Source organism: Flavobacteriales bacterium, assembly GCA_020435415.1.
Classification (GTDB): Bacteria; Bacteroidota; Bacteroidia; order JACJYZ01; family JACJYZ01; genus JACJYZ01.
On the sequence record JAGQZQ010000013.1, the window covers coordinates 26,130 to 50,333 of the forward strand.

Annotated in this window: 19 protein-coding genes; 14 read left to right on the top strand and 5 right to left on the bottom strand. The window is 46.2% G+C overall.

Translation table 11 applies throughout. The features are described from left to right. Positions 1-106: 106 nt before the first annotated feature. Together KDD36_04045 and KDD36_04050 are read left to right on the top strand one after the other, a co-directional pair. A complete protein-coding gene (locus KDD36_04045) occupies positions 107-667 on the top strand; it encodes a peptide deformylase (protein ID MCB0395799.1) in 561 nt (186 codons plus the stop codon). A gap of 12 nt (positions 668-679) precedes the next feature. After that, on the top strand, positions 680-1,273 hold the full coding sequence (locus KDD36_04050; GenBank protein MCB0395800.1) for a tetratricopeptide repeat protein: 594 nt from the start codon (positions 680-682) through the stop codon (positions 1,271-1,273). On the opposite strand, the gene cdaA is transcribed toward KDD36_04050, so the two are convergent. Together cdaA and folP are read right to left on the bottom strand one after the other, a co-directional pair. Then, positions 1,266-2,060 carry a diadenylate cyclase CdaA gene (cdaA, locus tag KDD36_04055; GenBank protein MCB0395801.1) on the bottom strand — a complete coding sequence of 265 codons (795 nt, stop codon included), beginning with the start codon at positions 2,058-2,060 and terminating at the stop codon, positions 1,266-1,268. The genes KDD36_04050 and cdaA overlap by 8 nt on opposite strands. Then, positions 2,060-2,851 carry a dihydropteroate synthase gene (gene folP, locus KDD36_04060; protein MCB0395802.1) on the bottom strand — a complete coding sequence of 264 codons (792 nt, stop codon included), beginning with the start codon at positions 2,849-2,851 and terminating at the stop codon, positions 2,060-2,062. Before folP ends, cdaA begins: the two co-directional genes overlap by 1 nt. A 97-nt stretch (positions 2,852-2,948) precedes the next feature. Here folP and KDD36_04065 point away from each other — a divergent pair, with 97 nt between their 5' ends. From KDD36_04065 to floA, 12 genes are all read left to right on the top strand, one after another. Beyond that, positions 2,949-3,521 carry a DUF1599 domain-containing protein gene (locus KDD36_04065; protein MCB0395803.1) on the top strand — a complete coding sequence of 191 codons (573 nt, stop codon included), beginning with the start codon at positions 2,949-2,951 and terminating at the stop codon, positions 3,519-3,521. Then, positions 3,518-4,789, top strand: coding sequence for a DoxX family protein (locus KDD36_04070; protein ID MCB0395804.1), 1,272 nt, complete (start codon positions 3,518-3,520; stop codon positions 4,787-4,789). The genes KDD36_04065 and KDD36_04070 overlap by 4 nt, the downstream gene beginning before the upstream one ends. Before the next feature lie 46 nt (positions 4,790-4,835). Then, entirely contained in the window at positions 4,836-5,876 is a 1,041-nt protein-coding gene (locus tag KDD36_04075; protein MCB0395805.1) for an ABC transporter permease, read from the top strand. 16 nt (positions 5,877-5,892) lie between these two features. After that, positions 5,893-6,654 (top strand): triose-phosphate isomerase, encoded by a 762-nt coding sequence (locus KDD36_04080; protein ID MCB0395806.1) that lies wholly within the window; start codon positions 5,893-5,895, stop codon positions 6,652-6,654. Positions 6,655-6,667: 13 nt separating this feature from the next. Then, positions 6,668-7,504: a 50S ribosomal protein L11 methyltransferase gene (gene prmA, locus KDD36_04085; protein MCB0395807.1), complete on the top strand. Its 837-nt coding sequence runs from the start codon at positions 6,668-6,670 to the stop codon at positions 7,502-7,504. 62 nt (positions 7,505-7,566) lie between these two features. After that, positions 7,567-12,075: a hypothetical protein gene (locus tag KDD36_04090; GenBank protein ID MCB0395808.1), complete on the top strand. Its 4,509-nt coding sequence runs from the start codon at positions 7,567-7,569 to the stop codon at positions 12,073-12,075. A gap of 34 nt (positions 12,076-12,109) precedes the next feature. Further along, on the top strand, positions 12,110-12,769 hold the full coding sequence (plsY, locus tag KDD36_04095) for a glycerol-3-phosphate 1-O-acyltransferase PlsY (GenBank protein ID MCB0395809.1): 660 nt from the start codon (positions 12,110-12,112) through the stop codon (positions 12,767-12,769). 199 nt (positions 12,770-12,968) lie between these two features. Next, a complete protein-coding gene (locus KDD36_04100; GenBank protein MCB0395810.1) occupies positions 12,969-18,440 on the top strand; it encodes a PD40 domain-containing protein in 5,472 nt (1,823 codons plus the stop codon). A gap of 9 nt (positions 18,441-18,449) precedes the next feature. Then, positions 18,450-18,836, top strand: coding sequence for a hypothetical protein (locus KDD36_04105; GenBank protein ID MCB0395811.1), 387 nt, complete (start codon positions 18,450-18,452; stop codon positions 18,834-18,836). A gap of 71 nt (positions 18,837-18,907) precedes the next feature. Next, positions 18,908-19,672, top strand: coding sequence for a M48 family metallopeptidase (locus tag KDD36_04110; protein ID MCB0395812.1), 765 nt, complete (start codon positions 18,908-18,910; stop codon positions 19,670-19,672). A gap of 36 nt (positions 19,673-19,708) precedes the next feature. Continuing rightward, on the top strand, positions 19,709-20,173 hold the full coding sequence (locus KDD36_04115; protein MCB0395813.1) for an NfeD family protein: 465 nt from the start codon (positions 19,709-19,711) through the stop codon (positions 20,171-20,173). A gap of 60 nt (positions 20,174-20,233) precedes the next feature. After that, complete coding sequence (floA, locus tag KDD36_04120; protein ID MCB0395814.1) at positions 20,234-21,199, top strand: flotillin-like protein FloA; 966 nt, start codon at positions 20,234-20,236, stop codon at positions 21,197-21,199. Positions 21,200-21,267: 68 nt separating this feature from the next. Here the strand turns inward: floA and can are convergent, their stop codons facing one another. From can to KDD36_04135, 3 genes are all read right to left on the bottom strand, one after another. Beyond that, positions 21,268-21,912 carry a carbonate dehydratase gene (can, locus tag KDD36_04125; protein MCB0395815.1) on the bottom strand — a complete coding sequence of 215 codons (645 nt, stop codon included), beginning with the start codon at positions 21,910-21,912 and terminating at the stop codon, positions 21,268-21,270. A gap of 16 nt (positions 21,913-21,928) precedes the next feature. Beyond that, the gene (locus KDD36_04130) at positions 21,929-23,650 is read right to left on the bottom strand and encodes a SulP family inorganic anion transporter (protein ID MCB0395816.1); all 1,722 of its coding nucleotides are present in this window, start codon (positions 23,648-23,650) and stop codon (positions 21,929-21,931) included. Positions 23,651-23,764: 114 nt separating this feature from the next. Further along, the coding region (locus tag KDD36_04135; GenBank protein ID MCB0395817.1) for a hypothetical protein at positions 23,765-24,204 on the bottom strand (440 nt) is incomplete at its 5' end.

Sequence of the window (24,204 nt, forward strand, 5' to 3'; positions counted from 1 at the left end):
TTAATGTTTAAGGTTGTTCCTGCCAACTGCCTACTGCCTACTGTCTACTACCTCATTCTCCTCCTTCAGCAATCGACTAACGACTATTTCTTACATTTGCCGAACGATGATACTTCCGATAGTGGCATATGGTGATCCGGTGCTTAAGAAAAGGGCCGAGGATATTGAGGCAGACAGTGAAAACCTGCAGGTCCTGATCCGTGATATGTGGGATACCATGTATGATGCTGCAGGGGTTGGGTTGGCTGCACCTCAGGTGGGTCGGTCCGTGCGTTTGTTTATGGTGGATGCGTCGCCCTTTGAGGAGGATGATGCTTCTCTGGCCGATTTCAAAAAGATATTTATTAACCCACAAATTATTGAGGAGTCGGGCAACCCGTGGAAATTCAATGAAGGATGTTTGTCTATCCCAACCATAAGGGAAGATGTGGAACGGCAACCTGTGGTCCGGATCGCGTATCTGGATGAAGAATTTAACCAACAGGAGGAAACTTTTGAAGGCATTGCAGCCAGGATCATACAGCATGAGTATGATCATCTGGAAGGTGTACTCTTTACGGACCGTATCAGTCCTCTGAAAAGAAAATTGTTAAAGCGAAAATTGACTGAAATATCCCGCGGAAACGTGGATGTCAAATATAAAATGAAGTTTCCTGTCAAACGATAATAGATCTTTCAAATGAAAAATCAACACACCCTTCTGTATAATCTGTATGTATGCTGTTTTTTTTTCGGGATGCTGACCTTGGGGTCCTGCGGAGGAAGCGAACCAGGCCAGGATCTTCTGGGTAGGGTGGAGCGCCTTGAAAGTTTTGTGTATAAGAAGGATGCAGGAGTATTTAATGCGGATTCTGCGCGGGCATTGGTGGATGCATACATCGCTTATGTGGATGCCAGCCCTAAGGACAGTTTGGCGCCGGAGTACCTTTTTAAGGCAGGCGAAGTGGCTACTTCCCTGCAAATGGGAGAGAAAGCCATTGAAGTGTATCATCGGTTGTACACTGATTACCCTGAACATGATAAAGGTCCGATGGGGTTGTTTCTGGAGGCATTCACCTATGATAATTTGTTGAAGGATTACGACAAGGCCAAGGTGTTGTATGAGTCGTTTATTGAAAAATATCCCGGACACTCGTTTGCAGATGATGCACAGGGAAGCCTTGATAACCTGGGTGTGCCTGTTGAAGAACTGATCAGGAAATGGGAAGAGCAGGAGGGAAACAGTCAGGCTCAGGGAGCTGGCATGCCTTCAGATGATGCGCCTGCTAACTGAAATCTTCCAGCAAGTGTTCTCTTAGCTGGTCAATCGTTAATTGCGTAAATATTTCCCCTTCCTTTGCATAGGAGATTTCTCCCGTTTGCTCAGAGACAATAATGGCAATGGCATCTGATTGTTCCGTTACCCCCACAGCTGCGCGGTGACGCATGCCCAGGTGAACCGGAAAAGAAGTGTTCTCGGTGACGGGTAGCACACATCGTGCGGCTTTGATCTTATCTTCCGAAATGATGGCAGCACCGTCGTGCAAAGGATTATTCTTGAAGAATATCGTCTCGAGCATTGTCGGTGAGATATCCGCATTTATGAATTCTCCTGTATTCATGTAGAACTTGAGCTCCGAACGCCTGGTGATTACAAGAATGGCACCTGTTAACGTGGAGGACATCTTCTTGCAGGCCTCAATGATCGGATCGATGTTCAATCCGGTGCTGCTTTCTTTCTTCCCGACAAAAGGAAGAAATATTTTAAACAGGAGGTTTCGACGGTAAAATCCCCTGCTTCCGATAAACAAGAGGAAGCGTCTGATCTCTTGCTGGAAGACAACGATCAGGGCGATAACACCTACGCCAATGAACTCTCCCAGGATCTTCGACAGCAATTTCATCTGGGCTGCATCTACGATGGTCCATAACAAAACCACGGCAAGAATGCCCGCAAAGATGTTGATGGCAACGGTGCCTTTGACCAGGTTGTAAAGGAGGTACAACAAAAAGGCTACGAGGAGGATGTCCAATGCATCCAGCCATCTCAGGGTGATAAAGAGTATGGTTTCAGGTATCATCATGAACAGGCTTCGTAAATGGTGATGGCCTGCATGGCCTCCTTAACATCATGAACGCGTAACAACTTTGCTCCCTGTTCCAGGGCGATCATGTGCAAGGCGGTCGTGCCATTCAATGAACCTTCTGTGTCGGTTTGAAGCAGCTTGCTTATAGAAGATTTTCTGGAAATGCCTGTCATGATAGGTAATTCGAAGCAACGAAAATAGGACAAATTTCTTATGAGCTCAAAATTATGCTCCGGGCTTTTACCAAAGCCGAAGCCGGGATCCAGGATGATGTCTGCAACACCGTGTCTTCTGAAATGGTCTATCCGTTCTGAAAAGAAGGAAGCGACTTCCAGGGTTACATTGTGATATGTAGGGTTGGATTGCATGGTCTGAGGCGTGCCCTGCATGTGCATCATTACGTATGGTACTCCCAGCTTGCCGACCACCTCCGCCATATGCTCATCATACCGGCCCGCATAAATATCATTGATCATATCTGCTCCGGCTTCCACACAGGCCTTTGCTACGGTCGACCGGGCAGTGTCGATGGAGATCACAGCATCAGGTAATGCAGAACGTATGGCTTCTATGGCAGGTAAAAGCCGGTCCAGTTCTTCTTTTTCACCTGGCATTTCTGCTCCTGGACGGGAGGAGGCTGCTCCGAGGTCAAGGATGGAGGCTCCGGCTTCAAGGAATGATCGTGCCCGTTCCACTATATCGGTATCTTTTACACGGGAGGTAACATGAAAGGAATCGTTGGTCAGGTTCAGGATGGCCATGACCAGAGGCTTGTCAGACAACATCAGGCTGCCATGTATACGCAACCATTTATGTGTCGAAAAATATGTAACTTTCGGGCTCGTAATGATGTAATTTACAGATCGTTTCGCTAAGTCAATGATGGAGAAAACCTTAAGGCAGTACGATCAGGTCACTGCCAGGAGCAAAGATATATTTCTTAAGAAGATGAAGGATTATGGGACTGCATGGCGTATCCTGCGACCTTCGTCAATCACCGACCAGATATTCATAAAAGCCCAGCGCATCAGGAGTATTGAGGAGAAAGGAGAGCAAAAGGTAGCCGATGATGTGGACGGAGAGTATATAGGCATTCTCAACTATTCCGTGATTGCCTTGATACAGCTGGAACTGGGTTTGGGCGAAGAAAATGAACTGGCATTCGAAAAAGCCGCATCTTTATATGAGGGCTATATCAATCAGTCCCGTGAATTAATGATGAACAAGAATCATGACTATGGTGAGGCATGGAGGGATATGCGGATATCATCCATCACTGATCTGATCCTGATGAAGATTCTCCGTGTCAGGCAGATTGAAGATAATCAGGGTAAAACGATCATCTCCGAAGGACTGGATGCCAATTATCTGGATATGATCAATTATGCCATCTTCGCGCTGATCCGGTTAGGTGAAATGCAGCCGTCGTCTGTTTCAAAACCCTCTGCCACATGAAAATTCTGGCCTACCTGAGCCGTCTTCTGGTCGGTTCACTGTTTATCGTTTCCGGTCTTATCAAAGCCAATGACCCGCTCGGTTTTTCCTATAAGCTGGAAGAGTATTTCATGGAGTTCGGTATGGATTTTCTGATACCGGCTACCCTCGTTATTGCGATATTTATTTGTGTGATTGAGGTGGTTCTGGGCGCTGCCGCGCTGTTTGCGATAAAGATAAAACCGGTGTCGTGGCTTCTTCTTGTCATGATCGTCTTCTTCACCTTCCTGACCTTTGCTTCATGGGTGTTTGATATTGTGCGTGATTGCGGCTGTTTCGGAGATGCATTAAAGCTCACGCCGTACCAGTCGTTCATGAAGGACGTTGTTTTGCTGGTTTTCGTCCTGATCATCTTTCTCACGCGAAAGCATATTCAACGGGAAACACCAAAGCAGAATGTCATCTCTCTGCTGATGGCGACTGTTCTGGTTGCCGTGTTCTGTTTGGGTATCCTGAACAATACCTGGGCATTTCCCATTTGGTTCACGTTGGTGATGATGGCCGTCTTGTGGGGTTTGAACATGGCGTTGGGTGAGCAGAAAGCGGACCGCCCGATCCTCATTGTGAGCACCATCCTTTCGCTTGTATTTACCCTTTATTGCCTGTGGCATCTTCCGGTGAAGGATTTCCGGGCGTATGCCGTTGGAAAGAATATCCCGGAAGGAATGGTCGTCCCGGAAGGAGCAGCGCAGGATGTGTATGAGACTATACTTATGTATAAAAATAAAAACACCGGTGAGGTAAAAGAATTTACGATTCAGAATTACCCTTGGCAGGATACAGCTAATTGGGCGCACGCGGAAACGATTAACAGGCTTATTTCCGAAGGCTATAATCCTCCCATCTATGATTTCACCATTACCAGTGATGATGGCGATATCACCGAAGAGGTGCTGGCCAATCCCGGTTATTACTTTGTGGTGGTGGCGTATGATCTCGATTATGCTGACATGGGCTGCCAGGAAAAATTGAATGCGCTGATCAATGCTGCCGAGAAGGAAAATGTTACGGCTTTAGGGCTGACCGCCTCTTCCGGAAAGATCAATGATTTCCGCCATGAGGTGCAGGCCATGTATCCTTATTACATCACAGACGGTAAAACGCTTAAAACGATCATTCGCTCCAACCCGGGCTTACTTCTGATAAAAGAGGGAACCATTTTGGCCAAATGGCACTATAACGACATACCGGAATGGCCGGAGGTGAAAAAGACGTTGATTAAGAAGTAGCAAATACGTGCTTTTACGATTCCTGATAAAACGAATATTATACGGGGTGCTTGTCTTGTGGGGCGTAGTCACCGTGGTATTCCTTTTGTTTAACGTGTTGCCCGGCGATCCTGCCCGGATGATGCTGGGGCAGAGGGCTGATGGAGCGTCGATAGAAGCGATCAACCGTGACCTCGGCCGAGACAAGCCTCTATTTCAGCAGTACCTGATGTACGTTAACGATCTTTCCCCGATCTCCTTCCACGATACTGATCATCCTGACAATTTCCTTTTCCTGCATGCGGATAAATATGAATCATTTTCCGAACTGATCCATATGGGGAGCAAGGTGATTGTTTTTAAGACACCATATCTGCGAAGGTCCTATCAAACCAAGCGCAGGGTTTCAGAAGTACTGATGGATGCCCTTCCAGGCACTACTGTTCTGGCTGTTACCGCCATTCTTTTTGCCACTTTTTTCGGGGTGATCCTTGGGATTATTTCAGCAGTAAGGAGTCATACGCTTTATGATAACATGTCCCTCGTGCTTTCTGTGCTGGGCATGTCACTGCCTTCCTTTTTCTCAGGAATTATCATTGCATGGCTTTTTGGTTATGTGTGGAGTGATACAACCGGCCTGAATATGACCGGTAGTCTTTACACATTGGATCCTTTTCAAGGCGAGATACTTGATCTGAAGAATCTGATACTGCCGGCACTTACCCTGGGTATCCGGCCACTGGCTATTATCACTCAGCTCACAAGAAGTTCGTTGTTGGATGTATTATCGCAGGATTATATTCGAACGGCATCAGCCAAAGGGCTGAGTTATTATAAGGTAATCACGCGGCATGCATTAAAGAATGCAATGAATCCCGTGATGACAGCTGTTTCGGGATGGTTTGCATCCCTCATGGCAGGCGCTATCTTTGTGGAAATTATTTTTGGCTGGAAAGGTCTCGGGAAGGAGATAGTGGATTCCCTTGATAAATACGATTTTCCTGTAGTGATGGGCTGTGTTTTGGTTGTGGCAGTTACGTTTGTCATTATCAACATGGTTGTGGATATATTATACGGTATACTGGACCCTCGGGTCAGGGTACGGTAATTAATGTTTTAACTTCATGAGACAACAATTGGTAGCCGGCAACTGGAAGATGAATAAAAATCTTCAGGAAGGATTGCAGCTGGCGAGGGAGGTCATTCAACAAGCCGGGCAATATAACCAGGTGACGGTATTGCTTGCACCCCCTTACATACATCTTCCAGGCATTTTTGAAATGCTTGGAGGCAACGCTAATTTAAAACTTGCCGCACAAAATTGTCATGATGAGGCCCACGGAGCTTATACGGGTGAGGTCTCGGCATCCATGTTATCATCTGTCGGTTGTAGCCATGTAATCATTGGTCATTCTGAACGCCGGCAATACGCCGGTGAAACCGATGCCATACTTGCACGTAAAGTAGATCGGGTATTGGAAAATGATCTTGTTCCTATCTTTTGTTGTGGAGAAGACCTGCAGCAGCGTGAGTCAGACAAGCATCAGGAAGTTGTTCAATCTCAATTAAGCAAAGGATTATATCACCTTAGCTCGGAGGATATGGCAGGTATGATCATAGCATATGAACCGGTTTGGGCAATAGGCACCGGTAAAACGGCAAGCCCTGAACAGGCACAGGAAATGCACGCATTTATACGTCAATCCATTTCTGATCGTTATGGGAGCAATGTTGCCCAACAGGTGACAATATTATACGGTGGCAGCTGCAATCCTGGCAATGCAAAGGAATTGTTTGCCATGGAGGATGTAGATGGAGGATTGATAGGTGGCGCATCACTGAAGGCCTCTGATTTTTCTGAGGTGATTCAGGCACTGCATCCCTAAATACATTGGGTAAATGAATTATATGGAGGTTATATGTCAGGTAGCCCCAAGGGAACCTTGGGCTGACTTGCTCATTGATGAGCTTGCTTCCATGGGCTTTGAGTCATTTGAGGAAACTGAGTTGGGTTTTAACGCATATGTTGCGGGAAATGAACTTGGATTTGATCTTCAAAGACACCTGAAGGAAATCGATGATGAAAGGTTTACCTTTTCCTATGAGATCCGGGAAGTTGGAGGGAAGAACTGGAATGAAGAGTGGGAGAAGAATTTTCATCCGATCTGGGTAGAACAAAAATTGCTAATCCGTGCTCCTTTTCATTCTGCCAGTCCCGATGGTGAGGAACTGGTGATAATGCCGCGCATGTCCTTTGGAACAGGACATCATGCCAGTACTTGGCTCATGCTGGCGGAAATGATGACCGAAGATTTCACCAACCAGGAAGGCCTGGACATGGGATGCGGTACCGGAATACTTGGGATATATGCTTCAAAAAAAGGTGCAAAATCTGTATTGGCTGTGGATAACTATCCGGATGCAGTATCCAATGCGAAAGATAATATCCTTGAAAATAGGGTCACAGGTGTGATTGCAGAGGTTGGTGACATCGACCGGTTGGAGAATACCCACTTTGATTTTATCTTAGCCAACATCAACCGGAATGTGCTTTTGGAACATATGCCAGTATATGCAACATGCCTTAGAGAAAACAGGTCTTTATTCACAAGTGGTTTCCTGGTGAAAGACCTGCTTGAAATCTACCACAGGGCACTGTCATTTGGGCTTCAATTGAGGGCAATCCGGGAAAAACAAAACTGGGTGATGGCCCGTTTTGAAAAAAGACCGGTGTAGGTATGCAAGGATATATTCGATCAATTTTTCTTTTTCTCGTCATTTTTTTATCAGCCATGCAAATGCAGGCTCAAAAAAGAAGGTTCTCTGCAGAACCGGCGAAATTCTTTGAGGAGATGCATCAGTTTCTGACGGAGACCAATCAGGATCAGGCGGATGATATCATGGCTGAATTCAGGGTGATGTGGGACATGGGACCCCTGGATGAAAAGGAACAGGAAAAGATTTACGAAAAGGCAAACAAGGCCCTCGAGAAAAGACTGAAAGATGCCCCGGTTCAGATCAAACAGCGGTATGGTCCGGATACCAAAAAGATCAATGAAATTCACCGGGAAGTCATCTACCTTACCTCTAATAAAATGCTGGATAAGCGGATGAAGGCATATCCGCACTTTATGGCTTACATGTACACCCTCATCAATTTTGTGATTACCGAACAACCCGAATCCAGTTTTGATTCTTTCATGGCCAGCATCATGAAGATGCTGGAGAACCGTACCGCCCGGAAATTCAATTCCTTTCTGGAAGTTTGCGATAATCTTTTCTCCGAGAATGCACTTTATGCTTCCCATACAACCCGGTGGATTGCAAGCAACAACGATTACGTGTTTGACTATGACTCATTGCCCAAGATCGTTTTCAAAGGAGCAACACTGACCTGCTATACAAAGCGTGATAGTGCGGTGATACTGAATACCCAAGGCACCTTGTATCCTACCGAAAATACTTTTATGGGGCAGGGAGGGACCGTAACATGGCAAAGAGCAGGAATCCCGGTGGATGAGGTTAAAGCCGAACTGAGCAATTACAGCTTTTCAATCAATAGTGCCCATTACAAGGCTGATTCAGTAACGTTTTACAACAAAAAGTACTTTGATTTCCCATTGCTTGGAAGCCTTGAGGAAAAAGTGCTGGCAGATGTAACCGAAGAAAAAGCATCCTATCCAAGGTTTGTTTCTTACCAGACAGAATTCCAGATCAAGGATATTATCAAGAATGTGGATTATATCGGCGGGTTTTCCATGAACGGAGGAAAAGTGATCGGGTCAAGTAACGCTGTGAATGATGCCCGGCTCATTTTTCGACGGGAAGGACAACAGTTCCTCATTGCCAATGGCAAATCCTTTGTTATCAGAGAAGATCGCATCGTTTCGGATTACTGTGCCGTTACCATATACCTTAAAAATGATTCCATATTTCACCCCGGACTGTCTTTCAAACTTGCGACGGATGACCGTGAGTTGACTTTGTACCGGGAAGACCGGGGTGTTTCGCAAAGTCCATACACCAATACCTTTCATGATGTGGACATGAACTTTGATGCACTCTACTGGAAGATAGATGAGCCTCTGATAGATTTCCGACCGCTGAAAGGAAGTACACGTGATAAGGCGATGTTTGAGTCTACCAATTATTATAAGGAATCCCATTTTGACAGACTTCGTGGTATAGACAATAGCCACCCCCTGATTTATATCAAGAAATATGTGGATAACTATGGCGAAGTGGTGCATACCAAAGTGCTGGCTGAACAAATGCATATGGCAGAGAGCCAGGTAAGAGCTATGCTTATCAATTTGTCTATCGAGGGATTTTTGATTTACGACTTTGACGATGAAACAGCAATCGTGAAAGACAAGCTTTATCGCTATCTCAATGCCAAGGCAGAGAAGGTGGATTACGACGTTTTACAATTCAACTCGGTGATTAGCGGCGCTAGCAATGCAACTTTAAGTCTTCTGAACTACGACCTGAAGATGAGGGGCGTGGCTCGTATTCTTCTTAGCGATTCACAAAGTGTTTATATCTATCCGCAAGATCAGGAGCTGACCATGTCCGAAAACAGAGATTTCAAGTTTTCAGGAAAGGTCAATGCCGGCAGATTCGAATTCTTTGGAAAGGATTTCTCCTTTGAATATGATATGTTCAAGATTAATATGGCCAACATCGATTCCATGCGGATGTCGGTGGAGACAGGAAAGACAGATGAATATGGCAGACCCGAGCTGCAAAGAGTGCGCACTGTTATTCAGGCGCTGGAAGGAGAGCTGTTGATCGACCATCCGGCCAACAGATCAGGAGTGAAGCCATTTAAACAATACCCGGTATTTAAAAGCTTTAAGGATTCTTATGTTTTCTATGATAAGCCAAGTATACAACATGGTGTCTATACAAAGGACCGGTTTTATTTCCATCTTGAGCCATTTGCAGTTGACAGCTTGAGCACGTTTGATCCGGAGGGCCTTGAACTGAAAGGGAGATTTGTGTCTGCCGGAATTTTCCCGGAGTTTGAGGAACAACTTACGGTACAACCGGACTATTCATTAGGCTTTGTGCGAAATACTCCAACACCAGGCTTTCCTGCATATGGAGGGAAAGGGCAATATTATAATGTGATTGATCTCAGCCATAAAGGGCTTAGGGGAGATGGAAAACTAGAGTATGTGACTTCCACTTCAATTTCCAAGGAGTTTATTTTTCTGCCCGATTCCATGAATACGATTGCGCAAACCTTTGACAACAAGGAACAGGGTAAACCCCTTGAGTTTCCACAGGCTCATGGAGATAGTGTGAAGCTTCACTGGAGGCCATACAAGGATATGATGACCATCAAGGATCGTGCAACACCCCTTGAGTTCTTTAATAAGCAAGCTACCTTGAAAGGCTTGGCAACATTGCAACCTACCGGGCTCACCGGTGGTGGAACCATTACCTTCGGAGAAGCGGAACTTGACTCTAAGTTGATGAAGTATAATCAAAATGACTTCACTGCGGATACAGCGGATTTCAGACTTGCGGCATTGGAGTTGGATGCATTGGCTTTCTCTACGGTGAACGTAAACGCAAAGGTTGATTTTATTGAGCGTAAGGCAGTCTTCAAATCAAACGGAGGAGGATCCGTTGTGGAATTCCCGGTGAATATGTATGCTTGTTATATGGACCAGTTTACCTGGTATATGGATCAGGGTGAGATCGAAATGAGTGCCGGAAAGAATGAAGTGATTTCTACCGATGCAGGGGAGGATGTGAAGCTCGAAGGATCCCGGTTCATATCTTATCACCCCAAGCAGGATTCACTCAGCTGGGTTGCTCCACGGGCCAGATATAGCCTGAAAACGAATATTATTGAGGCTGAAGACGTGAAATTGATTGCCGTGGCTGATGCAATCATATATCCAGGCAATGGTAGGGTGATTGTTGAGAAAAAGGCTAAAATGAATCAGCTTGACAGCGCGAGGGTTCTTGCCAACAAGATTACCAAGTACCATAAGATTTACAATGCACAGGTTAATATCGCCGGAAAGAAATCCTATTCCGGGTCCGGAGATATCGATTATGTGGATGAACTGGAAAACAAACAGACCATTCACCTCGATAATATTTCGGTAGACTCGACGCAGCAAACTGTTGCTCATGGTGAGATTGCTGCTGATGCCGGATTCTCCCTCAGCCCGTTTTTTGATTACAAAGGCAGGGTTGAGTTGGCGGCAAGCAACCAGTATCTTACCTATGCAGGAGCGTGTCAGATCAAACATGAGTGCGCTCAGATAGGCAAGAGTTGGTTCAAGTTCAAGTCTGAAATTAATCCGGGAGATATATATATACCTGTGGATAGCGGAACTGTGAGCGAAAACAATATCAAGTTGGTGTCCGGAATTTTTATGGGGGGAGATTCTACAGCGGTGTATTCTGCTTTCCTCACCCCATTAAAGGATCGGCGAGATGATCCGGTGGTGCAAGCCTCAGGATTTCTGTATTATCATAAGGAATCCGGTGAATACCGGATCGGGTCCAAGGAGAAATTGGTGGAACAGAATCTTCCGGGAAATTATATTACCCTGAATACCAAAGATTGTATCACATATGGTGAGGGTAAGTTAGATCTGGGTGTAAACCTGGGACATGTGAAAGTTAATGCTGCCGGCAGTGTAACACATTATCTGATCCCCGATTCTGTGTTGGTTCAAACAACCATGTCATTTGATTTCCATTTCTCCAATAATGCCGAAGATAAAATGACGGCGGACCTTAAAACGTTTGCCGAACTTACACCAGTGGATCTCAGTAAGAAATCCTTTGAGAAGGCTGCCAGGGAATATGTGCCGCAAAAGGATGCAGACAAGATGTTTTCGGAAATTAACCTCTACGGTGCTCCAAAAAAATGGCCGTCTGACCTTGTACACAATTTCTACTTTGCAGATGTGAAAATGAAGTTCGACAAGAATACCCATACGTTTGTGTCCCTGGGAGATCTTGGTCTGGCCAGTATCAGGAAAGATGCTTTGAATAAGTATTATGGCGGTTGTATGGAATTTGAGAAGCGCCGCAGCGGTGACCGGTTTAATGTTTACCTGGAGGCTGAAGGTAATACATGGTACCTGTTTATTTATCAGCGCGGACTTATGCAGATCATGTCTTCCAATGTAGAGTTCAATAAAATACTGATGGAGTTGAAGCCGGATGATCGCAGGGCCAAAACAGAGAAGAATGAAGGGCCTTTCCAATATATGCCGCTAACTTCCGAACGGAAGCGACGTGAAATATTGGAGAAGTGCGGTATTATCGAATAAATCATAAATTGCGCTACAGAGTAACGGATTCGTGATGCGTTTTGAATTTGATTTTCTTCCCTTCCTACTGGCTTATTTGTTGGGATCTATTCCAACATCAGTCTGGGTAGGTCAGGTATTCTACGGCATAGACATTAGAGATCACGGCAGCGGTAATGCAGGAGCCACCAATACCATGAGGATACTTGGTAAAAAGGCAGGGATTCCGGTATTGCTGTTCGATGTTGCCAAAGGCATTGCTGCCGTATATATACCTTTTCTTCTGCCGCAGTATACTCCGGGAAACGATGAATTCGTTAGTGTGCAATTGATCACCGGATTGGGTGCTCTGATAGGACACATTTTTCCCGTCTACGTTGGCTTTCGAGGTGGTAAGGGTATAGCCACACTGTTAGGGGTAGTGATTGCGATGCATACCCCTGCTGCTATGGTTGCCATAGTTGTGTTTACAGTTGTTCTTCTGATTACAGGTTATGTTTCTCTTAGCTCCATCATCGCATCATTGTCCTTTCCAATTTCGCTGATCACCTATTTTCAGCCCAACCAATCGGCGGTTATTCTGTTCTCTTTTTTTGTGGTTATCATGGTACTGATCACTCACCAGAAGAATCTGGAGCGGTTGTTGCGTGGTCAGGAGTCCAAGGCCAGGTTAAGAAAGAATACCCAGCAATTGGATGAGGATGATGATAAGTAGTTACACGCACTATTTTTCTCCATGAACCTCGTAAAATTCTAAGTATTAACCATTTTGGTGTTTTTGCGTAGAAAGGCTCAATAGCTACGGAATGCGTAATTTCGAAATGGTGGGACATGAGGTATATGATTGGTAATCAAATATTTGATTAGGTATTTATTCAAAATTAACCATAAGGTATTTTCTGATCGCCCTCGGAATGAGCCTCCTGCTTTTGTTGGTTCATGTGAACGTATGGGCACAGAAGGGAAAGAAAGGCGACAGCGGTGATTCTCAAAAGGCAGCTGCCGATGCTTTCTTTGATCAGGAGGACTATGGTTCTGCGCATCCCATCTATTCACAGCTTCTCAGCCTGGATCAATACAACACCGACCTGAATTATCGCTTCGGGGTTTGTGAGTTATTTGTGAACCGGGACAAGGAAAAGGCGCTACCATTCCTGAAATATGCCTCAACCCAGGCCGACGCTCCACTAGAGTCACACTTCTTTCTTGGAAAGGCATATCACCTCAATTATCGCTTCAATGAGGCCCTTACCTCCTATTATACCTTTAAAGAAAAGGCGACAAAGGCTCAACTGGAGAAGTACGATGTTACCCATCAAATGGAAATGTGTCGTAATGGTAAAACCCTGTTGAGTCAAATTAGAGACCTTCTCGTTTTAGAACGTAAAGAGGTAAACCAGGCAGATTTTTTCCGTTCATATGACCTGGATGCATCTTTTGGAGGCAAGGTCATTCCCATGACCGAGGAGTTTCAGGGGCGAAAGGATAAGGGTGGCAATGCTCAGCCGGTAATGTTTATTACAGCCTCGAAAGATGAGATTTTCATATCCAGTTATGGAGATCAGTCCGACAACCTTGATTTATACAGAATTGCAAAGACGGTTTCCGGTGAATGGGGTAAGCCTGAAAACCTTGGAAGTGTCATCAATACACCTTTCGATGAAGCATATCCCTTTCTTCATCCCGATGGGCGAACGCTGTATTTTGCGTCCACAGGGCATAATTCAATGGGTGGTTTCGATATCTTCCGATCTACCTACAATGAGGAAAGCCATACATGGATGCCTCCGCAGAATGTCGATTTTGCGATTAACACTCCAGCCGATGATATCCTATTTGCGGTTGATGAAGCGGACAGTGTTGCTTTTTTTGCATCCAACCGGGCAAGCGTTGGAGGAAAAATGGGGGTATTTAAGATCAGGGTAGGGCAATTGCCATCAACATACTCGGCTTCTTCAAGACCCGGAGGTATTTCTTCAGATCGCGATAGCCTGGCCCTGTCATCTGGTGAAATGAAGAAAAAAGCCATGCTGGAGGTCAACAATTCCCCTGATCTGATGGCTATGCTGGAAGCCGAGCGGAACAAGAACAATAAAAACCCGGAACCCTCTGCAGACAAAACGCCAGAGAAAGAACCTCCTGTTGATATTACATCCTATGCAGACCTTACACCGGATAAGATCATTGATTTGGCGTATGCCGATGCGGATAGGCTTGGTAATGAGTCCAAGGTGCTGAGAAGAGATGCTGATGCGGCATCTATGATTGCCGAACAGAAAAGATTAAAAGCAGAAGAGTATGACCAAATGGCCAGAGCAGCAGAAAGCCGCGTAGACAGTGAAACAGATCCTGTCAAAAAGGAAGGCCATGAAAATGAAGCGGAGGCACTAAGACAGGCTGCGGCAAAACTGCGGAAGGAATATGCCGTTGCCCTGAAGATCAGTCAGCAATTGGATGGTGATGCGGATGAGAAAAATCAGAATGCCAAACAGGCAACCGAAAATGCTCAGATCATCGAGAAAGCCCTGAAATCTAATTCTACGGACGAGGCCCTGACCATTCTGGCGAAACAGAAAGCCAAGTTGGAGGCGCGTTCAGAAAAAGAAACGGACTATGCCTCCATTGCTAAGAATGCAGTCTCTGAACTAAGTGCATCAAAAGGAGAAGAATTGGTGAAGAAAACAGCCTATCTGGAGGCTCTGGAAAAGGATGCGGTTGACCTTCAAAAAGATGCGGCCATTTTGAGAGATGAGGCGGGAAATGCCAAAGATCCTGACCTGAAGAAAGAGTTGCTGGCGCAGGCCGGAGAGTTGGAAAAGGAATCTGAGAACAAAACACAACAGGCCCAGGCTACCAGAGAAGAGTTGCAGCAACTTCAGGACGAAGGTGGATCAGAACAGGGTGACCAGGACCTTGCGGAAAATATTGTGGAGGAGATCAGGGGGTATGGTCAAACGGACAGTTTAGCCATGGTTGATGTTCCCTCTGAGAATGCACCCGAAAGGCAAGATGTGAAGACAGAAAAGCCGGATGTAGCAACTGTGGAGGAGGTAATACCTGAGGAGACATTTCCCGAAGATTCTCCGGAGGTGAAGGAGGAGGAAGTTATCGAAGAGCCTGTTCAGGAGGAGGTGATATCAACGCCTCCGGTTGTAGATTCAGATACGAAGGAATCCGAACTGGATACAGCCAGGGTTGAAGAAACTCCTGTTGTGAAGAATGATTCTCCTCCATCAACAGGTGGAGACCCGGCCCTGAGATCGTACGATGATGAGACGCTATCCGCCAGGGTAGAAGAGGAAAAGGTGTTCATTAGTGAAAGTGAGAAATCTATCCCTTCCATGAAGGAGGAAGCAGAAATCCTGCGTTCGACAGCTGAAAGTATTCCCGATCCTAAGAATCGCCAGGCACTGATTGATCAGGCGGTTAAACTGGAAACAGATGCAAGTAAAAAAGAGCAACAGGTAAATGAGGCAAGATCGAGAATCTCCACTCTTGAAAAGGAGCAACAGCTCAGGGCAGATGGTCTGTCGGCATATAATCCGGAGCCTGCTGATGAAGTAGCCCAGGATACCCGGGAAGTGGTGCCCGATGTTTCCGAGGATCAAACGGAGGGGAATGTTCCGGCGGATACAATAGCTAAGGCTCGGACTGAAGATGAGGTCGTAGTAGAAACCGAGTTGGTGGACCAACCGACAATTGATACAGCCTCCTTGGCTTCCAGTGAACCGCCAGTGGAAGAAATAATGCCGGATAATGCGGACGTTGTGTCCACGGAAGTGGTCCCTGATATACCGGAGGTAGAAGTGCCGGATAAACCTGCGGTGCAAAACGCGCCCGTTGAAGTGCAAGATACACCCGTTGTAGTAGAAGATGCACCCGTACCTGACACCCCGGTAGCTGATGTGCAACCTGACCCAGCACCAACCCGGTCCGATGCCAAAATTAAACCCTCCGAGTTTCCCGCTACAAAAAGCAGGGAGCAAATGGTAAGGGATGCGGAGATGTATAAGGCACAGGTTGCTGAGCAGGAACGTGCCGCAACCGTTTTGCGAGAGCAAAAAGCAGCATTGGAAACCCAGCAGAATACCGCTTTTGAAGCGATGGCCAAAACCAAGACCAAAGAAAACGAACAGTTGTATCTGGATAAGTTGGATAACATCGCAACGAAACAGGAGATATTGGATAAACAGGTACAGTTTAACAAAGCCAAGAGTGACCTGCTTAAAGAAGAAGCCAATGCAAATCTTTATGCGGCAAATCTTCCTCCTGCTTATGATGGCACCAAAGCAGCTCCGGGTACGGAACAGGAGCGTATCCGCCGCCTGAACGAACTAGACATCGCTAATGGTAAGCTGAATGAATCAAGAAAGCTGCGAGATGAAGCCGATGCACTGACTGATGAGATGCTTGATACGCGTTCCGCAACAAAAAGAGAGGAACTTGCCCAGCAACGTACTGCTAAAATGGATGAAGCCATGGCCGCCGAAGATGAAGGAGATCGAATTATGGCAGCAGTCTTTGAGAACCGGGCAACCGGCAAGCCTTTGTTAGCATCAGCAGAAAGAACTTCAGACGATAATACGGCATCTGCCGCTGAGAAATCTGAAAACAAGGAAGATATTCAGGCGCCACCACCGCCCCCGGCTTTAAAAATGAAACATGATGCCAACAGCGTTCGTGCTGTGGTTGATGATGCAGAGTATGCTACCTATACCGCGCTTGTAAAGGATGCTATGCGTTTGGATGAGCAGGCTGCAGCTGAAAGACAAAAAGTGGTTAACCTCAGGAAACAAAAAGAGGAAAACCGGAAGGAGGCAGCTGTTCTGGATGAGAACACCCCGACATTCGGGGAAACCGCACTTAAAGAACAACAAAGAGCTGAGTCCAAAAGATTGATTGCGGAAATACCCGAGCTCGAACGTCAGGCCAAGCAAGCTGAAATCATGGCCAGGCAATACCGTCAGGATGCGGCAACCCGTGTCAGGGATGCCGATGCATTCATGGACGACCTGAATGCCAATAAGTATAAAGGATCCATCACAAAAGGAACAGGAGATCAGTCTCTGGATTATGCTACTCTGCCCGTTGGAAAGCGTACCACAGGTCGTGGTGGCGAATTAAACGAGCCGAAGAACCTGCCACCGGTTGGGGCGCTTGGAGGTTCTGTCGCAGAAGAAACAGCTACATTCTCGTTGGAAGGAAATAGTATCTACAGCGCATCCAATCCTATTCCGATTGATCCGAAACTTCCCGACGGCCTGATATTTAAAGTTCAGATAGGTGCATTCAGAAATGCGATACGCCAGGATCTTTTTGGGGGTACAAAACCGGTTGCAGGAGAGCGCACACCCAGTGGAATGATCAGGTATACGGCAGGTTTGTGGAGGGATTTCTCGCCAGCAAATAATGCCAAACAGGATATTCGTAATAAGGGATTCAGGGATGCCTTTGTTGTGGCATTTTACAATGGTAAGAGAATTCCGATCTATGAGGCAATGGCGATTGCCAAAAATGAAAAAACCGGTGAAGAGGTTCTGGCGTCATTGAATGGAAGTAATCCGTCAGGAGGCAACCGTCAACCCTCAACGACGCCATCAACTTCAACAGGTGGAAGGAATTCTGGCGGTGATGTCACAGCCAATAATTCAGGCAGAAATACCGGAAGTAGTACGGGAAGCACAACTCAGTCAAACAACAATGCGCCGGTAAAAACGAATGGCGAACTGACCACTTTCAAAGGACTTGTATACACGGTGCAGGTTGGTGTTTATAGCCGTGCAGTCACCGCTTCGGATCTCAATAATATAACGCCGGTATACACCGAGACAATGTCTAACGGATTGACCCGTTATACCAGCGGAAAGTTTGACAATATCAATGCAGCCTCCGCTGCTAAACAGGAAATTGTGAATATGGGAATCAAAGACGCATTTGTTATCGCCTACCGGGATGGGAAACGGATATCGTTGAATGATGCAGCTTCTCAAAGATCTACCGGAACAAACAGAAGCACCAATACAGGTACGACATCTCCAACAACTACACCTTCACCTTCAAGTAGCAACGAAACAGTGAGTGTTTTTGAAGAGATCAACCCTCTGGAAACAGGAGTGGTATTCAGGGTGCAGATCGGTGCATATCAACAGGAAGTTCCTACCGAAGTGGTGAATCAATGGTCACGCCAGGTTCGTATGAAGATTAAGACTTACAGAACGGAAACAGGTATCACTCTTTTTACTGTGGGTGAGCTTGTTAATTATGATGCCGCTTCGGCTGTGAAAAAAGAATTGACCTCCAAGGGCATGGAAGGCGTGTTTGTCACGGCTTACGAGAATGGTAAGCCGATAAGTCTGCAACGGGCAATTGATCTTACGTCAAAATAAACCAACACGATGAAAACGTTCATAGGAACGATTGGTAGGTTCACTTTTGTTATGCTTCTTGCTTGTATATCACTTGCTGGACATGCCCAAAAAATCTCGGAGAAGGAAGCGCAGGTTATTGCAAGCGAATTGGCGGATAAATACCTCAAGGAGTTTCTTGAAACTTATGAAGGCAAGGAGTTGATGGGTTTTCTGAAATCCCAGGATAAAAAGATCAAACTTCAATCCAAATATTATAACCAGACGGTTCTGGATAACAATGAAGATGGACATCTGGTAGTGGCCTTCGTTTATGTGAAGCCTTTGAACCTGGTAAAATTTCCTGAGCGTTTTTGCGTCATTATGGAAGGTGACGGAAGCAATGCTACAATGGTCACCGACGGATCCTGTCAGTAGGCCAATCTACCGATTCTCCTTTTTACTAACTTTGAGCTATGAATACAAAAGTATGGTTGGTTGTTGCGGGAATGACATTCATTACCGCCGCATGTAATAAGGTGCCCATCACGGGACGTAAGCAAATGAATCTTTTGCCGGAGAGCACTTTGGTGGGAATGAGTCTCACCAACTACCGAGATTTTTTAAAGCAAAACCCGCCTGTTGCGTCCGGACAAACAGATGCACAGTTGGTGTCGAGAGTTGGAAATAAAATAGCCACAGCTGTGAAGGCTTATATGAAAAGCCAGAACCTCACAGACCGGATCAAGGATTATCAATGGGAGTTTAACCTGGTGAACGAAAATACGGTAAATGCCTGGTGTATGCCTGGCGGAAAGGTAGTTGTTTATTCCGGTCTTCTTCCTGTGACAAAAGATGAAACAGGGCTGGCTGTGGTGATGGGACATGAAATAGCACATGCTATTGCGCGCCACGGCAACGAACGTATGAGTCAGGGGCTTCTGGTGCAACTTGGAGGGATCGGATTGTCGGTAGCAATGTCCGAGAAGCCAGAGGAAACGCGCAATCTCTTTATGCAGTCTTATGGTGTAACATCCACGCTGGGAGTTTTGGCTTATTCACGCAAACATGAACTGGAAGCCGACAAAATGGGATTGATCTTCATGGCCATGGCAGGTTATGATCCTTCCCAGGCAGTAAGCTTCTGGGAGCGTATGGCACAAACAGGTGGGGCGAAGCCACCGGAGTTGATAAGCACACACCCCAGTGATGCAACCAGGATCAAAGAAATTAAAGCGTACCTTCCGGAAGCAATGAAGCATTACAAAAAGTGATGTGATCAGTCTCTTGTTAGTGCTAACGACATTTACATGACCCTTACCACCATACTCATTCTGTTATTACTTGGCCTGGGCCTGGTGATTCTTGAACTACTGGTGGTGCCCGGAACCACCGCCGTAGGAGTGATTGGTGGATTGATGCTTATTGCAGGCATCTGGTTTACCTACAACAAATACGGAAGTACAACCGGGCACATGGTTTTGGGTGGTGCGCTCATAGTGATTACAGTTATGTTCCGATTGGCATTAAGGGCAAAAACGTGGAAGCGTTTGTCTGTCCAGGAGGAAATTACCGGTAAAATGAATGTGCTGGAAGAGGGGGAGGTGAATGCAGGTGATTCAGGGAATGCAGTTTCCAGGCTGGCGCCGATGGGCAAAGCGCGTATTAACGGACAGTTATACGAGGTGCAAAGCAAGGACGGATGGGTTGATGCCGGAATGAATATCCGGGTGGTAAAAGTGGATGGAAGTAAAATCATAGTTACTTCCGTTTGATGCCTGCGGTCATTGAAAAAAAATGACCATCTTTGATTCTTAATCTAAAAAATTCCTAAAATGGAAGTAGGCATTGTTATCGCCATTGCAGTGGCATCCCTGATTGGGTTGTGGATTCTCTTTTATTTTATTCCGGTGGGATTGTGGTTTTCAGCCGTTCTGTCCAACGTGTATATTTCATTGATCCAGCTCATTTTTATGCGCTGGAGGAAAGTGCCACCAGCCGTAATCGTTAAGGCCATGATCACTTCCCATAAGGCGGGTCTTAAGCTTGTGACCAACGAATTGGAGGCCCACTACCTTGCCGGAGGTAATGTGAATAATGTGGTGAATGCCTTGATTTCGGCAGACAAAGCCAATATCAGTCTGGATTTTAAAGCAGCAACTGCCATTGATCTGGCGGGAAGGGATGTTTTCGAGGCGGTACAGATGTCTGTAAACCCTAAGGTGATCGACACACCTCCGGTGACTGCTGTTGCAAAAGATGGTATTCAGTTGATTGCAAAAGCGAGGGTAACCGTAAGGGCCAATATTCGTCAATTGGTTGGTGGTGCGGGTGAGGACACCATTCTGGCTCGTGTAGGAGAAGGCGTAGTGTCATCCATCGGATCCGCGGGTTCTCATAAAGATGTCCTTGAAAACCCCGACTCCATTTCTAAAGTTGTACTTGCCAAAGGACTTGATTCCGGAACGGCATTTGAGATCTTGTCTATCGATATCGCAGATGTGGATATCGGCAAGAACATTGGTGCGGTCCTTCAGATAGATCAGGCTGAAGCCGATAAAAGTATTGCTCAAGCTAAAGCGGAAGAAAGAAGAGCCATGGCTGTTGCACTGGAACAAGAGATGGTAGCCAAGGCGCAGGAGGCACGTGCAAAAGTGATCGAGGCGGAAGCAGAAGTACCCAAAGCTATGGCGGAAGCGTTCCGCAGTGGTAACCTTGGAATCATGGACTACTACAAGATGAAGAATATCCAGGCGGATACAAATATGAGGGATTCAATCTCTGGTTCAGAGGACGAATAATAATCTTAGATATTGAATAAAAAAAAGCAGGCGCTCATTTACGCCTGCTTTTTTTATGCCTTGTTAATTCAGACTGCCACCGGATCGATCTTAAAGACGTCTTCCAGTTCAGAGTCATCGCTGCATGTGACGTTAAGATCCTTGATCAATCCGTTACGGATGTCATAAACCCAACCATGCAGCGCCGGTTGTTTTGCCCTTCGCCAGGCATTCTGAATAATGGAGGTCTTGCTCAGATCAAAAACCTGCTCCATGACATTCAGTTCAACAAACCGGTTACCGCGTGCTGCTACGTCGGTGATCGCGTCGAGTTCGTCCCTGTGAATGCGGTATACATCCTTGATGTGACGAATCCAGTTGTCGATCAGTCCGAATTGTGTTTTTTGCATGGCGGCCAGTACCCCTCCGCATCCATAATGCCCGCAAACGATTACATGTTTAACCTCCAGCACATTCACCGCGTAATCGAGTACGCTCAACATATTCATATCGGTATGTACAACCATATTGGCTATGTTGCGGTGCACAAATACTTCACCTGGACGGGTACCAGTGATTTCATTGGCAGGGACGCGACTGTCGGCACATCCGATCCACAGCAATGGAGGTTTCTGTCCTTCTGCAAGTTTGTTGAAATACTGGTCGTCTTCATTCAGCTTTTCTTTTACCCATTGTTGATTGTTATCGAGCAGGGTTTGATAAAATTTATCCATGATACTCAGTTTTGTATTAGTTAATAGATTTGATTCGTCTTCTCGCGGAAGAATGACCGCCATTGCGGTTTGATTTCTCTTCCACCATAGTCAGAACACCGGATACCCAAACTTTGCAGGTTGAAAATTGTTCGAATACCTGAGATTCGGGTAACAGGCCCGGAATGATTCCAACGGCTTTCATTTGTTTGATCACTTGAGGATGAAGGCCTGAAAAAGCTACGGTAATTTGCCTGTCATTCAGTTCTTCAATAGCCTCTTCCAGGGCATATAAACCGGTTTGATCAATAAACGGTACGCGTTCCATGCGGAATATTACCACACGAACATCAGGTATGGACTTGGCTAATTCCTGGAATTTCGATGTGAAACCGAAGAACAATGGACCATAGAGGTGTTTTACGTACACCTGTTCCTTAAGGGTGGCAGGCATATCCGCTTCATCTTCCCAAGCCTGGGTTGATTCGTGCGCCTGTAATGACCCTACTTCCGTTTGTGTGTCAGCCGTATCGCCCATTTTTTTCATGAAAAGAAACGTTGCCAGTACCATACCGACTCCCACTGCCACCAGCAGGTCTGCAAAAACCGTCACTACAAGCACGGTGAGCATGATCACCGCATCAGTACGCGGAACTTTAGCAATATGCCGGAAACCTTTATAGTCCATGATACCGATTCCCACTGTGATAAGTATACCTGCAAGCACGGCCAACGGAATCTCGGCGGCATATCTACCTGCCCCCAAAAGGATGACCAAAAGAAGAACACCATGCACCACACCCGACAAACGACTTCGTCCTCCAGATTTCACATTTACAACTGTACGCATGGTGGCGCCAGCTCCCGGAATTCCGCCGATGATTGCGGCGACCATATTGCCTATGCCCTGACCGATCAACTCCCGGTTGCTGTTGTGTTTGGTTTTGGTAATGTTGTCAGCAACTATGGAGGTGAGCAGTGAATCGATGGTGCCCAGAAGAGCTAGGGTAATGGCAGGAACGGCAATGGTACCCAATAGGGACCAGTCTAATCCGGTAAACTCGGTCAGCCTCAATTGTGGCAAGCCTTTCGGAATATCACCGATCTTTGGGATGTCCATCGGGATAAATGCCGGTATCAGTGACACCACAATCAATGCTACCAGGGTACTTGGAACGGCTTTGGTGACCTTTGGGAAAGTATAAATGATTCCGATGGTAGCCGCTGCAAGCAGAGTGGCATGAACGTTCATGTTGCCCAATGCTTCGCCGATATTTATAAAAACAAGAGGGATGCTTTTAGGAGAACTTTGTCCGAAAAACGGAAACAGCTGGAGCAGAATGATAATTGCTCCTATGCCGCTCATAAACCCTGACACCACCGGATATGGGATGTACTTTACATATTGTCCCACACGCACAACTCCCAATGCGATCTGCATGGCTCCCGCAAGTAAGAAGGTAGCCAATATGGCTGGAAGTGCAGCCTCCAGGTTACCCATGGTTGCGATCATAGAGGCGATGAATGTACCGGAAACCACAGTCATCGGACCGGTTGGACCGCTGATCTGGGTGCTGGTACCACCGAATATGGCAGCAAAGACCCCAATGGCAATGGCGCCATAGAGCCCTGCTTCAGCTCCCATACCTGATTGCATACCAAATGCAAGCGCGAGAGGAAGGGCTACAACACCGGCGGTTACCCCACCGAATAAATCGCCTTTAAAGTTTGAACGGTCATACTTGAGTTGCTGTAGCATGGACATAATAAAGTATTCTTGTTGCTTGATAAAGTATCGGAAACTGCATTGTATACTCTGTGGCAGGGTGAAGTATATAAGCCTGACTGATACTGGCAGTGTATTGAAAAAGGGTTAGCTTAATTCAGGCGGGGGGGTAGAGACTGTAAAATCAGGTTCAGAATGCTCTGAAATGTGATGCAGAAAGCAACGGACATTGTCCCGGTGCTGAGCCCACATCAATTGGATATGATGATCGGTAACTTCCTTGGTTTCCTTCTCCAGGGCATCTTCCTCGGAATCCTTTTCCTGGGGCTCAGGATAATCACTATCGTGATTGGTATTGTCCAGATATGGGTCGGTGGGTGTGTTTGTCGCCCAGGAAATCAATGTGACAAGTCCATTCTCAACTTTTGGGAGGTTGTGCCGTTCGTTCGCGAAGGATACCCATGCCACGCTTTGTTGCAGAAGCGCTATGCCCAGCAATAAGGTTATAATACGTAAGCTTCGCGATATACTATAGTGGCGTGTCATGCAATACAAAGGTAAGAAATCAAATGTGTCCTGTGCGGATG

What these genes read in the sequence shown, in the direction of transcription:
- KDD36_04045 (MCB0395799.1), top strand. Translation starts at nt 107, where the DNA reads ATGATACTTCCGATAGTGGCATATGGTGATCCGGTGCTTAAGAAAAGG.
- KDD36_04050 (MCB0395800.1), top strand. Translation starts at nt 680, where the DNA reads ATGAAAAATCAACACACCCTTCTGTATAATCTGTATGTATGCTGTTTT.
- cdaA (MCB0395801.1), bottom strand. Translation starts at nt 2,060, where the DNA reads ATGATACCTGAAACCATACTCTTTATCACCCTGAGATGGCTGGATGCA.
- folP (MCB0395802.1), bottom strand. Translation starts at nt 2,851, where the DNA reads ATGTTGTCTGACAAGCCTCTGGTCATGGCCATCCTGAACCTGACCAAC.
- KDD36_04065 (MCB0395803.1), top strand. Translation starts at nt 2,949, where the DNA reads ATGGAGAAAACCTTAAGGCAGTACGATCAGGTCACTGCCAGGAGCAAA.
- KDD36_04070 (MCB0395804.1), top strand. Translation starts at nt 3,518, where the DNA reads ATGAAAATTCTGGCCTACCTGAGCCGTCTTCTGGTCGGTTCACTGTTT.
- KDD36_04080 (MCB0395806.1), top strand. Translation starts at nt 5,893, where the DNA reads ATGAGACAACAATTGGTAGCCGGCAACTGGAAGATGAATAAAAATCTT.
- prmA (MCB0395807.1), top strand. Translation starts at nt 6,668, where the DNA reads ATGAATTATATGGAGGTTATATGTCAGGTAGCCCCAAGGGAACCTTGG.
- KDD36_04090 (MCB0395808.1), top strand. Translation starts at nt 7,567, where the DNA reads ATGCAGGCTCAAAAAAGAAGGTTCTCTGCAGAACCGGCGAAATTCTTT.
- plsY (MCB0395809.1), top strand. Translation starts at nt 12,110, where the DNA reads ATGCGTTTTGAATTTGATTTTCTTCCCTTCCTACTGGCTTATTTGTTG.
- KDD36_04100 (MCB0395810.1), top strand. Translation starts at nt 12,969, where the DNA reads ATGAGCCTCCTGCTTTTGTTGGTTCATGTGAACGTATGGGCACAGAAG.
- KDD36_04105 (MCB0395811.1), top strand. Translation starts at nt 18,450, where the DNA reads ATGAAAACGTTCATAGGAACGATTGGTAGGTTCACTTTTGTTATGCTT.
- KDD36_04110 (MCB0395812.1), top strand. Translation starts at nt 18,908, where the DNA reads ATGACATTCATTACCGCCGCATGTAATAAGGTGCCCATCACGGGACGT.
- KDD36_04115 (MCB0395813.1), top strand. Translation starts at nt 19,709, where the DNA reads ATGACCCTTACCACCATACTCATTCTGTTATTACTTGGCCTGGGCCTG.
- floA (MCB0395814.1), top strand. Translation starts at nt 20,234, where the DNA reads ATGGAAGTAGGCATTGTTATCGCCATTGCAGTGGCATCCCTGATTGGG.
- can (MCB0395815.1), bottom strand. Translation starts at nt 21,912, where the DNA reads ATGGATAAATTTTATCAAACCCTGCTCGATAACAATCAACAATGGGTA.
- KDD36_04130 (MCB0395816.1), bottom strand. Translation starts at nt 23,650, where the DNA reads ATGCTACAGCAACTCAAGTATGACCGTTCAAACTTTAAAGGCGATTTA.